Below are 13,090 nucleotides of genomic sequence, written 5' to 3'. Positions count from 1 at the left end.
CGAATTTGTCGACAGTCTGAAGCGAATCAAAATGATTCGCTTTTTTTTTTTCACCATATTGTAAGAATGATGTCTCAGCGAGGAACTCTTTCTAGAAGTAAAAGATTACTAGCAATAAAAAAAAGAGGATCTCCTCCTAAAAAGGAAATCCCAGCAGATTATAAGCCCATCTTAGATTCCCATTAATCGATGCACCTCTTGTATCTTTAACTTCGAAATATACGCGAGCTTTTCAGGAACAGTAAATTCAGCTATATAGGTTTCTCCAAACGGTTTAATCTTGATGATTTCCCGTAAATTCACCAAGTAGGAACGATGTGTCTTAAAGAAAAAGTCTGGTAGTTTGTCCTCTAATTCCTGCAGTGACTCAAAGGATTCATAGCGGTCCTCTTTCGTATGGAGAATCGATTTCCTTCCTTCTTTTTCTATATAAAGAATATCTTTTATTGTAATGTAAAGGGTTGCTTGATTCGATTTGATTGCCAGTTTATTTTTGATAACAGACTTCGTTTCTGTTCTTGTATATAATTGGAGCGCTTTTTTCGCTTTTTCCAATGCAATAAATAAGCGGCCCTTTTCAATTGGTTTCACAACATAATCAATCGCTGAAATATTAAAAGCCTCGACAGCAAATTTATCTGAACCCGTTGTGAAGATCACTTGAAGGGAAGGAAGCATTTCTTTGCAAATTTTTGCTGCCTCTACCCCATTTAGTAACGGCATATATATATCCACTAACACGATCTCAGGCTTTTCCTTCATGACGACTTCGATGAGTTCTTTGCCATTTGAAGCCTCGCCGACTACCTTATATTCTGATAATAATTCAATAAAATAGGAAAGAAGGGTTTTAGAAGAAAAGTCATCATCCGCAATTACTACTTTAATTTCTCCCATTTAGCCCATCCCTTTTTACGAAGTCACATTTTATTTTAAACCGTTCATCGGGATTCGATACGAACGGTTAAGAAACCATTTTTTCATACGATCTACTAATTTTACCTTCCTACTTTATCGTTTCCCTTCCTATGTGTCCATTCGACAAAGAACATGATAGGGTCATTAAAAGGCACGTTAGCTATTCGAGGGGACCATCTGTGTCGCCAAAAGGACTTTTTACGACAAAAAATCACAGAATTTCTAACATCCGTAACATTTATACAGAGCCGTTAGTGCTTAACGCAATTTTTTACGATCACCTTTATAAATGTGGGAACGTCGAATGGCTTAGTGATATATTCCTTAAAGCCCATCTTAATGATACGATCAATGTCCTCCTTCATCGCATTTGCGCTCAGCGCGATAACAGGAATACCTGTGCATTGCGGGTTGGATTTTAGTTTTTCAAATACTTCCTCTCCATTCATATCAGGAAGATGCAGATCCAATAAGATTAAATCTATTTTTTGATTCGCAGCTGCCCGAAGACCTTCCATTCCCGTTCTTGCCGTAAGTAATTTCATTCCTTGTACGTTTTTAAGGATCTCAGCTACTAATAGCTGGTTGGATAGCTGATCTTCTATATAGAGAATTTTATACTCTTTGTGTTCAGAGATGGGCATTTCATTTTTTTCAAGCGCCACGGGGTGGTCAGCTTCATTTGTTTGAACCCTTGGTAGTCTAATCCAGAAATCACTGCCCACTCCTATCTGGCTCTCTACTCCAAGCTTCCCCCCCATTAAGATGGTAAGCTGTTTAACGAGGGAAAGGCCAATCCCCGTCCCTTCGATGGATGGATTTTCAAGGCGGTAAAAGGGTTCAAAAATTTCCTCTTGAGCCTCAGGCGGAATTCCTAGTCCTGTATCACGGACATGGATCGTTAGAAACTCACCCTCGTTTACACTGCTGATGATGATTTCGCCATTTTCACGATTATACTTAATCGCATTGTCTAACAGGTTCAACAGAATCTGCCTGAGCCTCACTTGATCAGCACAAACATATTCATTTTCAGTTTCGACTTTTTTTGTGATCGTAATCCCTTTGCGGTCAGCAGCTGGTCTTACTAAATTGATACACTCATCGATCACACTAGCTATTTTTATGCTTTCTACCGATAGTTTTAATATTCCCGATTCAATTCTCGAAAGGTCTAATACTTCATTAATTAAGTTCAGCAGATGCCTTCCGCCCTTTAAAATTTCTCTGACGAAGATACTCTCCTTCTCATTAAGCGTTTCCTGGATCTCCAGCAATTGTGAAAAGCCAAGAATCGCATTCAGGGGCGTCCGCAGTTCATGACTCATATTCGCTAAAAATACTGACTTAGCCATATTCGCTTTTACCGCATCCTCTTTTGCCCTTAGTATTCCTCTCTCCATCGCTTTCCGCTCCGTAATATCTTCAAAGACCCATAAATGCCCCTTTAGTTCTTCATCGATATAAAACGGAAAATAGCTTCTCTGAATCAATTGGTTATTCAGCATTTCGACTTCATCCACCACAGGCCTATTATTGGCTAAAATACGGTTCACTTTCTCCCTTTCTTCCTCAATATATTTATAAAATGGATGATAGTATTTATCAGCAGATTGGCCGATTAAGCTCTTGATTGGCTCTTCAACCCTAAATAGCTCATGACATGGTTGATTTAAGGTAACAATCTTGCGGTCAGTATTAATTACAATGATTCCAATTGGGATACTATCTATGATCGTTCTCAACAACGCATTCGATTCCCTTAGTTTGATCTCGGTTTCTTTTTGCTCCGTGATATCCGTCATCGTCACTAATACCTGGGGGACGTCTGCAGCATCCATTGGCTCAAGAAGCTTTGTATTTATAGATATCCATCTTGTTTTTCCTGTGCCTTTAATGCCAATGACTCTGCCTATTATCGTTTCTCCTGTTTTAAAGGTAATCGCGACTGGATAATCTTCTAGTGCTAATGGATTTCCTTTCGAATCTACGAAAGGAAAGTTTGGTTCCAAAATGTTCAGCTTTTCATGAAATGTCTCGCTATCCAAATTAAACATTTTATAGGCATTTTCGTTCAAGGCGATTTTCTTGTGATCCGCCCCATAAAGAATAACACCCTCCGGCATTACACTAAGGATATTCTTATATCGTTTTTCACTATTTTCTACTATCTCTTTTGTTCTTTTTAACTCTGAAATATCAATACCCGATCTGTATGAAGCTAACAGAGCTTTCATTTTGTAGATTTTATAGCATGCAGCCATTAAGGCAATCATCAATAATAGGATAATCGTCAAAGCAAAATGCCCCACCTTCGATATCCCCCTTCACAAACATTTCCATATACTTACTATCCCCCAAACCAAAGATGATAGTTGCTCCTTTTCACACCATTCATTCCGCATGTTAAACCGATAAAGGGCCATTTTGCGGATGGGGTAAATCAATAGTATGAATTTTATGTTACGATTTAATTACATAACTATTTTTTAAGGAGTTCCTATGACTTATTTGCTATTAATGATAGAAGAAACACGACTCAAATTGCAAGAATTAGCCGATCAGTTTGGAATGACATCCGAGGAAACCATTGAATGCAGAAAGCAATTAGATACATTATTAGTCCTATTAGAACAAGCTCTACAAAATAAAAGCACTGACGAGCGAGCAGGAACTAATCTATACTTCGAGGAATGACACCACTTTAACAATCTGTGACATCAGGTATGCCTGATGTCTTTTTAGTTTGTACCGATACACAGCAATTCTTAACGAGTAGAAGTTTCACTAACATCAAAAAGCTGCTGAAGTCTCCTTCAACAGCTAGATTATGTATGATTAGAAGTTCTTTTAGTAGAAATCGTTCAACCATAGTTGGCCGCTTTGCTTTTTCGATACACCTTATTTTCCATAATAGACCCAAGAAAGCCCAGGATCAAACCAAAAACAATTCCATTAAAAACAGGATAGTCCAAAAATCGAGTCGCTTGATGGTGAATGATAAAACCAGAATCATGCCAGAAAAGCCCGAAATCCATTCCGATGACCAGCCCGATAAAGAATCCGGAGAAATACGTTCTCCTTTCCGCTTCTTTTCCTGCCATTTTATCATTATTAGCCTTTGCCGAATTGAATGCCTGCCAGATGGCGAAACCATATATGGATGGATAAAAAAGCCCCCAACTATAATTTATTATATGATGGGCAGAATGGATATCTCCGATAAAGGTACTGATGAGGGAAAGGTTTAAGTTTGAATTCAAATTCACGACAAACTCCAATCCGATCAAGGCAAACCCAATAAGATAATCCTTATTGTATAATTGACCGAGCCCTGGCAGAACTAATGACCACATCATGGCGGCATTTGGAGATTTGTATTGTCGACTTTGCCTCACAGCAATCCTCCCCTTCGGAAATAATATAAATATAATTTCTACAATTAATTCCCAAATTCCTCCTTTTTTACGTTTTTCAGTTAATTTGTCATATCATTTCTCTACTACTTAGGCAGTAATTCCTATAGTACCAAATAATTAAATCATTCACTTGTAATCGTTTGCATTATTATAATAGAAGAAACACGGATTTTTATCTCTGATCTCCCCATTTAACCATTAAAAAAAGCCTGCCGATATTACACCGACAGACTCCTACTCTTACTCTTATCTATATTTATACGATCATCAAATTTTTCAGATCCGCTTTAATGTCTTCAATTAGTTTTTCCAGAGTCATTTCATGCTCATTGACGCCTTTTTCATATGCCCTTTTCACGATTTCTTGAAAATCAGCAATATTCGAGCTCTTATTTACTTCCTGTTCCAATTTCGACGGTCCTCCTTTTAACTATGTATGCTAGTTACATATTTTACTAGAACAACCTTTCCATGTAAATATATTTCCAGTTGATTTTTGTGGAAAATATATGAATATTGTCGAATGTCTGAATTAATTCTACACCATCGTAGTGCTGGCTGTCATTTTTCACACCTCATAAAAGATCATTACCTGAGTTAGGGTAATCTCTTAGCGAGGCTTGTTGCCTGGCTTTTACTATCACCCATTTACATATGATAGGAGACTAATTTCTTCTTTTTCGTTGGGAAAATAAGTATAATTTATTTATGTACATGTATTTTGTAAGGAGTATACAATGCCATCATATAATTTTCTTTTCTTGAATATAAATATGACTGACTTAAATAGAATCTATAGCCACTTATACAAAAGAGAAAAAGAATCATAATCAAGGGTTATGGCAAAACCGCGCGGGGGGGTTAGAAAATATGAAACAATTGGGGACGCTATACTTTTTCTGCGGAAAAATGGGCGCTGGAAAATCAACTAAATCAAAACAATTGGCGATAGATAAACATGCGGTACTGTTGTCTGAGGATGAATGGCTTTCATCTCTTTATCCCAATCAGATTGCATCATTTGAGGACTATCTAAAATTCTCAGCGCAGCTCAAGCCGTTGGTGAAAAAGCATGTCCAAAACATATTAAGTGTCGGTACAAATGTAGTGATGGATTTTCCAGCTAACACTCAAAAACTGCGAAAGTGGTTTTTGGATATGGTGTCAGAGGTCAATGCAAGCCATCAACTAATTTTCCTTAATCTAAATAACGAGCAATGCTTACGTCAAATTGCACAAAGGCGTAACGAACAACCCGAAAGAGCAGCTTTTGACACGGAAGCGGTCTTTATTCATGTTACTAAATTTTTTGAAGCACCAGCGGCATCTGAGAGTTTAAATATTTTAGAGTTTAGCGGAAAAGAATAACAAGGAGTTCAATGATTCGTGTGTATAGAGTACCTTTTGTTCTGGGAGGTGCTCTATTTGATATAAAATAAAATGTGAGTAAGAAAAGTTTCAATGCCTTGTGAGAATAATTGTAAAAATAGCATAAAGAAAATTGGCCCTATTGAACCAGTGCAAAAAAAATGCACTGTCCCCTAACAGCACATTTTTCTACATCTCCTTTGAGATTCACAAGCAGTAATGCATCGATCCACGCCAATGATTGACAAATAAGAAAGGCAAATATAAATCTTCTTCTCCGATTTTTTGGCGTAAATAAAAAAAATGAGAGAATTCCGCTGACCCACATCACGATCAAAACTAAAACATCCACTGTCATAATAGATAGACCTTTCTTCTTGTTTTACTTTTATTTAATTGGGACATGAAAATAGTGAACCAGAAAAACAATGATGACGAAGGAAATTCCGTATGTCAGCAAGGGGCGTCTGTAATGAAGGCGAATAAGGCCGAACATTAATAGGTAAAAAATCAATTCCATTCAGTATTTATAGCCGTTTATGAGTAGAAGTCTGTTCCATTTCACAAATGGATACTCCACCATTAAGGCACCGACCCAGGCAAGAATATATTTTAGTTGCTTCGAATAAGGCTTGGTGAATGGGTAATGGCTTAAATAGAGCAGAGTAACCGCGGGAAGATTGATAAAGGTATAATATAATTCAACGATGAAAGTTGATTTTGGCAAGAAATCCGCTCGATATTTCCATAGCAAATGATCCCGGCACAATACAATGTATAGCAAATTACAGGTGATCGCATAGAAACAAGTAAGGCTATATTTTTGCCAGTGTCGCCAAATGCCTTTCCAAGCCGTAAAACTGACGAGGCCTAACGTAAGTAGTGCATGCATGATGAACTCCTGATAACCATTTTTATTACTATTTTTTCCAAACAAACAACTCTTATTCGATTTTCACAAAAGTAGGAAAAAGCCAGCCTAGAGCTTTCATGCGGACACAACCCAAATACCACTATATTTATCTAGCAAAAAGGCCAACTCGTCATCCACGAGCTAGCCTCCCTCTTATTTCACCCACGATATTTCAGACTTTATTCATTTTCTTCATCCATTGCTTCCATTTCATCCGCTTCGTCCGGCTGCACGTCCCCGCTTTCGTTGTGCTCAGAACCAGAGGCAATGATGCTCTTTTTCACGACGCTGTCTCTCACCTTTATCCCTTGCTGTCCGCCCGCTTCATCGTTATCATTTCCGGCAATGCCGCTTCTGCCATTGCCATCGGCGAAATTGGAATGATCATTGGAGGAGGCACTGTGATCAATCGCATTTTGTCCTCCTTGGTTGGCATTCGTCCCAACATTCTTATTAATCTGGCCGCCGCCTTCTGCACGCTGTTCAACATGAAATTCTTTGTTGCCGATATTGAAGGTGTAATGGATGTTGATATTAATGTGGCAGCCGTCGCATTTATGTTCGTGTGAGTCTTCTTCTTGCTTATTTTTATCTTTTTTATCGCTCGACATATGGATATTTCCCCCCTTCTTTTTGTGATACTATCAATATATGGCAGCCGCTAGATTTCGAATGGACAGGTTGCATACAGAGGAGAGATTTTCATGGAGATTCAATACCATTTAACCGAAGAGGATTACTTACACTTCAATTTGTTTCACGTTAAAAATTCCAAAACCGCGATGCGCGCCTTGAATATTCAGCGATTTTTATTGCCAGTTGTATTTATTATTGCAGCTTATCTGTTTTCCAAATTTGGCGATTTGTCGGTCATGGAGGCGTTTATTGTTTATGCTATTGTCGCGATTCTATGGATCATGTTTTATCCGAGGTATTTTTACCGTCATATAACCAAGATGTCGAAGAGGATGATGAAAGAAGGTAGGAATGAGGGGTTGCTCGGCGACCATGTGATGAAGCTGACAGATGAAGGAATTGTGGATTCTACTTCTAATGGAGAAACAAAAGTTAACTGGAGTGGGATATTTGAGATGAAAGAGGATGATGATAACATCTATCTCTATAACAGCGGAGTTAGTGCTTATATTCTTCCTAAGAGGGAATTAAAGGATGTGGCGGAAGTTCGGCGTTTTCTAGTCGGGAAGGTAAATTCTAGTGGATGACGTGTATCCAGGCAAGATGTAATATTAAATTGACATTAAATTTACAATTGCTTTATGTAGATTTAATGATAGATGGGTAAAATGACAGTATAAAACCCAAAGGGGGCGTCATCATGATTGAGATGTTTATTCGCCTAGTTATTATGACTACGTTTTGCACCCTTATTTGCCCTTAAGTTTTTTTACAAAAAAAATATCCGGCACTAGGCCGGATGCGCAACAAATATTTTTATAAGGGGGTCAAAGAGAGAGTTGATTAAGCATTTCTCTTCATAAACCTATCATACCCCCTAATTATGAACAAACTATTAACAAATGATTAAGGTTATTTAAAAATTATTGAAATGTAGCATAAACAATCACAGAAATAAAAACGATTAAGAAGCTTAAAGCTGCGAGTTTCGTTAATTTCTCTATTAAAAGGGCAGATTCATGGTTAGAGCGTAATTAGCTGCCTCATGTGTAAAAGATTACGCACCGATAATCGGTATTTTTTTTTTGGCTTAGAATCCATAGGGACGGTTCTCATGGCTTTTGCAGAGAAAAGAGAAAAGAGCCTTGGGCGGCACTTTCTTTTCATTATTTCAGATAAATGGATTACATCTACTCTTTTACAACCCCTATTACAAACCCATCATATCCTTTTAAGCCTACAGTTTGAATGGCTGTCGATTCAATCCGAGGTTCCGCAGATAACAAATCAGTAAACTGGCGAACTCCCAGAACACTTAAATCTTCACTTTTCTCATCGGTTACCTCTCCGTTACGAACAACATTATCCACAATGATGACCGTTCCTGGCCTTGAATACTCCAATGCCCATTTTAAATAGTGTGGGTTGTTGGGCTTATCGGCATCAATAAAGATGAAATCAAAGAAATGAACTCCTTTTTCTTTAAGAGTTGGCAATGTTTCAAGTGCAGGACCTACAATCACTTCAATTTTATTCTCTAATCCTGCCATTTTAATATTTTCTTTTGCTACTTTTGCATGTTTTTTATCAAATTCAAGTGTGATGAGGTGGCCGTCCTCTGGCAAAGCCCTTCCAAGCCAAACGCTGCTATAGCCTCCAAGAGTCCCAATTTCTAAGATATTTTTTGCATTTTTAAGCTTTGCAAGTAGGTAAAGGAACTTCCCTTGGTTTGGAGCAACATCAATAGCAGGTAAATGTGCTTCTGAATTTGCCTTCAATATTGAATTCATAATAGGATCAGACGTGTGAAGTTTATCATTAAAATAAAAGTCTACATTTTTCCATATTTCTGATTTACTCATACTATCTCTCCCCATATTCATATTCTAGTTCCTGGCTATTCACTAAATTTATGAAGGCTTACTAATTATGATTCCTTTAAATTTATTTCAATGGTTTATCGGCGAATTTTCATTTTTATCCGCGGATTATTCATTATTTGTCCAAAATCTGAAATGCCTATAGTAGACTATAGGCGTTTTTCTATATTCTTTTTATAATCTAGTTTTAAGAAGCTCTTAAAATCAAGTTCAGCAACTAGTACACTTATTAATAAGAGTGTTGCACCTAAATATCCTTTAGTTGTAAGAGTTTCACCTGTGAAAAAGAAAGCAAAAATGGCTGAAAAAACAGGTTCTAATGAAAAAATAAGACCTGTATGGGTTGGACTAGTATGTTGCTGGGCAATGATTTGCACAATGAAAGCGATCGCTGTACAAAATATACTTAATGCTAAGATGGAAAACCATGATTCATAATTGTCGGGGAGTTTGGGTTTTTCCATAAAGATCGAGAAAATCATGCTAAATAAGCCAACGAAACCGAGCTGTAAGACGCCAAGAGAAATGGAATTGACCTGCTTAGCTATTTTTCCGGTCACCATGATATGAATGGCATAAAATAAAGCACAAAGAATACAAAATAAATCGCCATAGCCGATTTTTAATTGGTTATGTAATGTTAATAGACCTATTCCCACTATGGATAAAACAATTCCCAAAACAACTTTTTTTTCAGGCATTTGTTTTAAAAATAGAAACGATATTACTGGAATAAAAATGACCGTCAGACTAAATAAGAAACCAGCATTAGAAACGGATGTATACTTTGTACCGAAAGTCGCAAAAACATAAACGATAAACAAAATAGAAGCTAATAGGAAAGCATATTTTACTGTTTTAAAATCAGTCTTTAATAAGTGCTTGTAAAATACGATCCCTGATAAAAGAAAGGCAAGCGTAAATCGTAATGAGATTAAATTATATCCTTGTAAATCTTCGAGACCCATTTTTGTCAGTAAAATAGATGCGCCCCAAAAAAATGTAATCATTAGCAGCATTAAATCCGCTCGTAGTTGTGTTTTCATCGCTATTTCCTCGTTATTTTCTTTACACTATTTTGTAAGTTATCTCTAGTACTATACACAAAAGATGAGTTGACTCCTGTGGCATACAGGCATTAGATGACTACTCAACTCAGGTGCTTATATTCAATTAATATTTCAAAAATGAACTCATCTTTTGCTATTTTGATTTTATCATAGATAATATTTTATTTTATGCTCATCTTTAATTAACTTCCCCGGTTAGGTCAAAAAGAAAAAACCACCATATTGGCAGCCTGTTCTTCAACTCTTGTACCCGTTACTTTAAGTACAATTCTTCACAATCTATTTAGTTAATTGAACTAGCAATAACATGGGGTTTCAAGCTAAATCGAAGTAGGACACAATTTCGATTTTCCCATATTTCTATTTAAAAAGGATAACGATTGAATCCATTATCGCTTCATATCCAATTTGAATATAAATTTTATTTGAAGTAGGATTACTAAGATCAGTGTATAAACTTGTTGTTTTATAACCTCGATCTAATAAAGATTGAGTGAAAGCTGAAACACAATCAGAAGCATATCCCTTTTTTCTTTCGCTAATCGGTGTGTAAACATAGCTGATTGTAATATTATTTTGGGTTGGACGCGTAGCATAAGCCATAGAAACCAATTCTCCGTTCACTACCCACGCAACGAAATTTCCTTTATTAATCATTAATTCAGCTTTTTTATCTGCTTCTTCTAAACTTATAGGTTGGTTAGTTTCATAACAAAACTGATATACCCATTCTTTAATTGTGTGATGATCCTTTTCAATAATTCTCCGAAGCATTCCATTTGTATTTGTTTTTTTTCTCAACTTTTCTAGTTTATAAATTTTTTGGTCCATTAAGACACTTGTTTGTATCCCTTTTAAGTTCGAAATATACATAGCTAAATCAGTAGTTAATTTCTTTTCACCTATAAAGCCAGGTATTTCTTGGATTGTGTTACTCAACTTACCTCCTATAACGTGTATTTCCTTTGACGTAAAAGAAACAGATTTTGATAAAATTATTTGACTAGGATGTGTTTGAAGTAAAACCAACCCAATGTCCTTGTCTTTTATTACCGTTGCCATCAAAAGAGGACTTTCATCACTCTCACTTAAAGATAGCAAAACACCTAATACTAAATTGTTTTCAGCTTCAAATTGTTCTAAGAAAGAGATCACATCTCTCTTAAATAATTTAAGATCATCATACTTTACAAGTTTTATCAAACAAACCAGCCCCTTTGGGTAGTTCTTGAATGATTAAAAAGTATTTCTAAAATATAAATACTCAAGAAAAACTAAATTATCCTTCACTTTAAATAGTTTATTTATGAATCCTTTATTAAACTCCCTCAGTTTTATACAATTTTCTCACGAATACTCGCTAACCTGCCTTTAGTTTAATAAGAAAAGGTGATTACCCTTTAGTTCTGTAATCACCCCCTGACATTTCTATTCAATAAAGTTTATTTTATTTTCCTGACACCATTCAATCGCAATTTGTTTAAAACACTCGTCACGGTATGAATACCATTGTTCTTCCATTTCAAAATCTATTATTTTGTCCTTAAACCTTTTAAAGGCACCCTTTCCCTTAATTGCCCTTAATAAGGATTCTTGCTTCCGTTGATCACTTACTGTAAAGCAAAAGTTTTCCATTATTTCATATTCATTCACTTCATATTTAGTAGGTAACTCTATATAATTTTCAAAGTTGTCAATCACATCAATTGCAATCATTCTATTTTCTTGTTCCCATTCAGGTAAATGATCAAATGGTTTTTCGTCTTCAGCAGCTCTCAAGTCATCCGTTGTTACTAATACTATTTCACCCGTTTTAATATTTAGTAATGAACGGGACTCTTCAAACTGCATTTCCATTTCCTCAATTATATCTGTTAGTTTGACTTGTATATTCATTATCAGATCACCTTTTGTTATTTTTTGATAAAGCACTCATAAGCTTAATAAGTAATTTTTCATAGTAAATTGTATTAATGTCTTTTTTCTTCCCAAGTCTCATTAAATTCTTGTGCAACTCCTTTGGCTTTTCAATAAAAAACCAATCGATTGAATGGCATAAAACAAAATGAGAAAAACATAATTCCACCAGTAAACATTAAAGCTACTATTGGATATAAAGAAATTTTATACTTTCTGACTTGTTCCAAATATAACAACACCTTTTTAGATTTGAATGAGCCATTTTATCAGTTTTTCTTCATCTACTAAACTGCATACATTAGTGCAATAACCAAAAAGCCACCAAATTGGCAGCTGGATCTTCATACAGATAGGTAAGGGTTTGAAGTTATCGCTCCCTTTTCCCCCCGTCCACACCGTACAAGCGACTTTCACCGCATACGGCGTTCCAACTATACCAATGCGATTTAACCATAACACTGTTCAGTATTGTGATACTCAATGTGTTTCATTTCTTCCGTTTCAATAAGTCGGTGCCTCCCGTGGGAGGTGAACCTCTTTTAGTCATACGAGAACCTTATTAACCGATAAAGAATTGCCTTGCATGATTAAACGAATCTTTAATAGTCTTGTGGCTATCCCTCCATGTTGATTAGACATTTCAACGGTACTGTGCCACTACTTTCACTGATATAAAGAAAAGTTATACGGCAACTAATTTCATTATCGCTTTCCTTTTCAACGCTTCGTCAGAAGTAAGCCCTCCACGTTATCAGCTTACAATGTTGAATTATATCTATTATAGGATGAACTTAGGTGCTTCCTGTAAGCCTGTTAGCCGTTCATATGCCTGTAACATATCATGGACTTTCATATAAGTTATTTTTACTCATCCACTGCTAACCTCACACTGTGGTGATATACACATTTCTATGTATTGTGCTTGTAGACCCGTACATTCAGAAGTTCGTCAGCTTACCCTTTTCT

Annotated in this window: 13 protein-coding genes; 3 read left to right on the top strand and 10 right to left on the bottom strand. The window is 36.2% G+C overall.

Translation table 11 applies throughout. The features are described 5' to 3' along the window. Window positions 1–171: 171 nt before the first annotated feature. Both ABES02_RS27025 and ABES02_RS27020 read right to left on the bottom strand, forming a co-directional pair. Window positions 172–897, bottom strand: a complete 726-nt coding sequence (locus tag ABES02_RS27025; RefSeq protein ID WP_430140865.1) for a LytR/AlgR family response regulator transcription factor — start codon at window positions 895–897, stop codon at window positions 172–174. 272 nt (window positions 898–1,169) lie between these two features. Next, the gene (locus ABES02_RS27020; protein ID WP_430140864.1) at window positions 1,170–3,230 is read right to left on the bottom strand and encodes a hybrid sensor histidine kinase/response regulator; all 2,061 of its coding nucleotides are present in this window, start codon (window positions 3,228–3,230) and stop codon (window positions 1,170–1,172) included. Between the two features lie 190 nt (window positions 3,231–3,420). Here ABES02_RS27020 and ABES02_RS27015 point away from each other — a divergent pair, with 190 nt between their 5' ends. Further along, window positions 3,421–3,615 (top strand): Spo0E family sporulation regulatory protein-aspartic acid phosphatase, encoded by a 195-nt coding sequence (locus tag ABES02_RS27015; RefSeq protein WP_430140863.1) that lies wholly within the window; start codon window positions 3,421–3,423, stop codon window positions 3,613–3,615. A 167-nt stretch (window positions 3,616–3,782) separates the two neighbouring features. Here the strand turns inward: ABES02_RS27015 and ABES02_RS27010 are convergent, their stop codons facing one another. Together ABES02_RS27010 and ABES02_RS27005 are read right to left on the bottom strand one after the other, a co-directional pair. Beyond that, entirely contained in the window at window positions 3,783–4,316 is a 534-nt protein-coding gene (locus ABES02_RS27010; protein ID WP_430140862.1) for a DUF5683 domain-containing protein, read from the bottom strand. Between the two features lie 277 nt (window positions 4,317–4,593). Next, window positions 4,594–4,746, bottom strand: a complete 153-nt coding sequence (locus tag ABES02_RS27005) for a hypothetical protein (RefSeq protein WP_430140860.1) — start codon at window positions 4,744–4,746, stop codon at window positions 4,594–4,596. Between the two features lie 461 nt (window positions 4,747–5,207). Here ABES02_RS27005 and ABES02_RS27000 point away from each other — a divergent pair, with 461 nt between their 5' ends. After that, complete coding sequence (locus tag ABES02_RS27000) at window positions 5,208–5,705, top strand: AAA family ATPase (RefSeq protein WP_430140859.1); 498 nt, start codon at window positions 5,208–5,210, stop codon at window positions 5,703–5,705. Between the two features lie 520 nt (window positions 5,706–6,225). Here the strand turns inward: ABES02_RS27000 and ABES02_RS26995 are convergent. Further along, a complete protein-coding gene (locus ABES02_RS26995; RefSeq protein WP_430140858.1) occupies window positions 6,226–6,597 on the bottom strand; it encodes a CBO0543 family protein in 372 nt (123 codons plus the stop codon). 200 nt (window positions 6,598–6,797) lie between these two features. Then, window positions 6,798–7,229: a hypothetical protein gene (locus ABES02_RS26990; protein WP_430140857.1), complete on the bottom strand. Its 432-nt coding sequence runs from the start codon at window positions 7,227–7,229 to the stop codon at window positions 6,798–6,800. Between the two features lie 93 nt (window positions 7,230–7,322). Between ABES02_RS26990 and ABES02_RS26985 the strand changes: the two genes are divergently transcribed. Continuing rightward, window positions 7,323–7,841, top strand: coding sequence for a YcxB family protein (locus ABES02_RS26985; protein ID WP_430140856.1), 519 nt, complete (start codon window positions 7,323–7,325; stop codon window positions 7,839–7,841). Between the two features lie 603 nt (window positions 7,842–8,444). Here the strand turns inward: ABES02_RS26985 and ABES02_RS26980 are convergent. The 4 genes from ABES02_RS26980 to ABES02_RS26965 form a co-directional block, all read right to left on the bottom strand. Then, the gene (locus tag ABES02_RS26980) at window positions 8,445–9,116 is read right to left on the bottom strand and encodes an O-methyltransferase (protein WP_430140855.1); all 672 of its coding nucleotides are present in this window, start codon (window positions 9,114–9,116) and stop codon (window positions 8,445–8,447) included. A gap of 167 nt (window positions 9,117–9,283) precedes the next feature. After that, window positions 9,284–10,180 (bottom strand): DMT family transporter, encoded by an 897-nt coding sequence (locus ABES02_RS26975; RefSeq protein WP_430140854.1) that lies wholly within the window; start codon window positions 10,178–10,180, stop codon window positions 9,284–9,286. Window positions 10,181–10,564: 384 nt separating this feature from the next. Beyond that, window positions 10,565–11,407, bottom strand: a complete 843-nt coding sequence (locus ABES02_RS26970) for a GNAT family N-acetyltransferase (protein ID WP_430140853.1) — start codon at window positions 11,405–11,407, stop codon at window positions 10,565–10,567. Window positions 11,408–11,632: 225 nt separating this feature from the next. Continuing rightward, window positions 11,633–12,100, bottom strand: a complete 468-nt coding sequence (locus ABES02_RS26965) for a UPF0158 family protein (protein ID WP_430140851.1) — start codon at window positions 12,098–12,100, stop codon at window positions 11,633–11,635. Window positions 12,101–13,090: the final 990 nt, after the last annotated feature.

This window comes from Neobacillus pocheonensis (assembly GCF_050477905.1).
Taxonomy (GTDB): domain Bacteria; phylum Bacillota; class Bacilli; order Bacillales; family Cytobacillaceae; genus Neobacillus; species Neobacillus pocheonensis_A.
Note: the sequence above shows the minus strand (reverse complement) of the source record. Positions and strands in the feature narration are given on the sequence as shown.

Coding starts and splice junctions, on each gene's coding strand:
- ABES02_RS26990 (WP_430140857.1), bottom strand. CDS start 7,229: ATGTCGAGCGATAAAAAAGATAAAAATAAGCAAGAAGAAGACTCACAC.
- ABES02_RS27025 (WP_430140865.1), bottom strand. CDS start 897: ATGGGAGAAATTAAAGTAGTAATTGCGGATGATGACTTTTCTTCTAAA.
- ABES02_RS26975 (WP_430140854.1), bottom strand. CDS start 10,180: ATGAAAACACAACTACGAGCGGATTTAATGCTGCTAATGATTACATTT.
- ABES02_RS27015 (WP_430140863.1), top strand. CDS start 3,421: ATGACTTATTTGCTATTAATGATAGAAGAAACACGACTCAAATTGCAA.
- ABES02_RS27000 (WP_430140859.1), top strand. CDS start 5,208: ATGAAACAATTGGGGACGCTATACTTTTTCTGCGGAAAAATGGGCGCT.
- ABES02_RS26980 (WP_430140855.1), bottom strand. CDS start 9,116: ATGAGTAAATCAGAAATATGGAAAAATGTAGACTTTTATTTTAATGAT.
- ABES02_RS26985 (WP_430140856.1), top strand. CDS start 7,323: ATGGAGATTCAATACCATTTAACCGAAGAGGATTACTTACACTTCAAT.
- ABES02_RS26965 (WP_430140851.1), bottom strand. CDS start 12,100: ATGAATATACAAGTCAAACTAACAGATATAATTGAGGAAATGGAAATG.
- ABES02_RS26995 (WP_430140858.1), bottom strand. CDS start 6,597: ATGCATGCACTACTTACGTTAGGCCTCGTCAGTTTTACGGCTTGGAAA.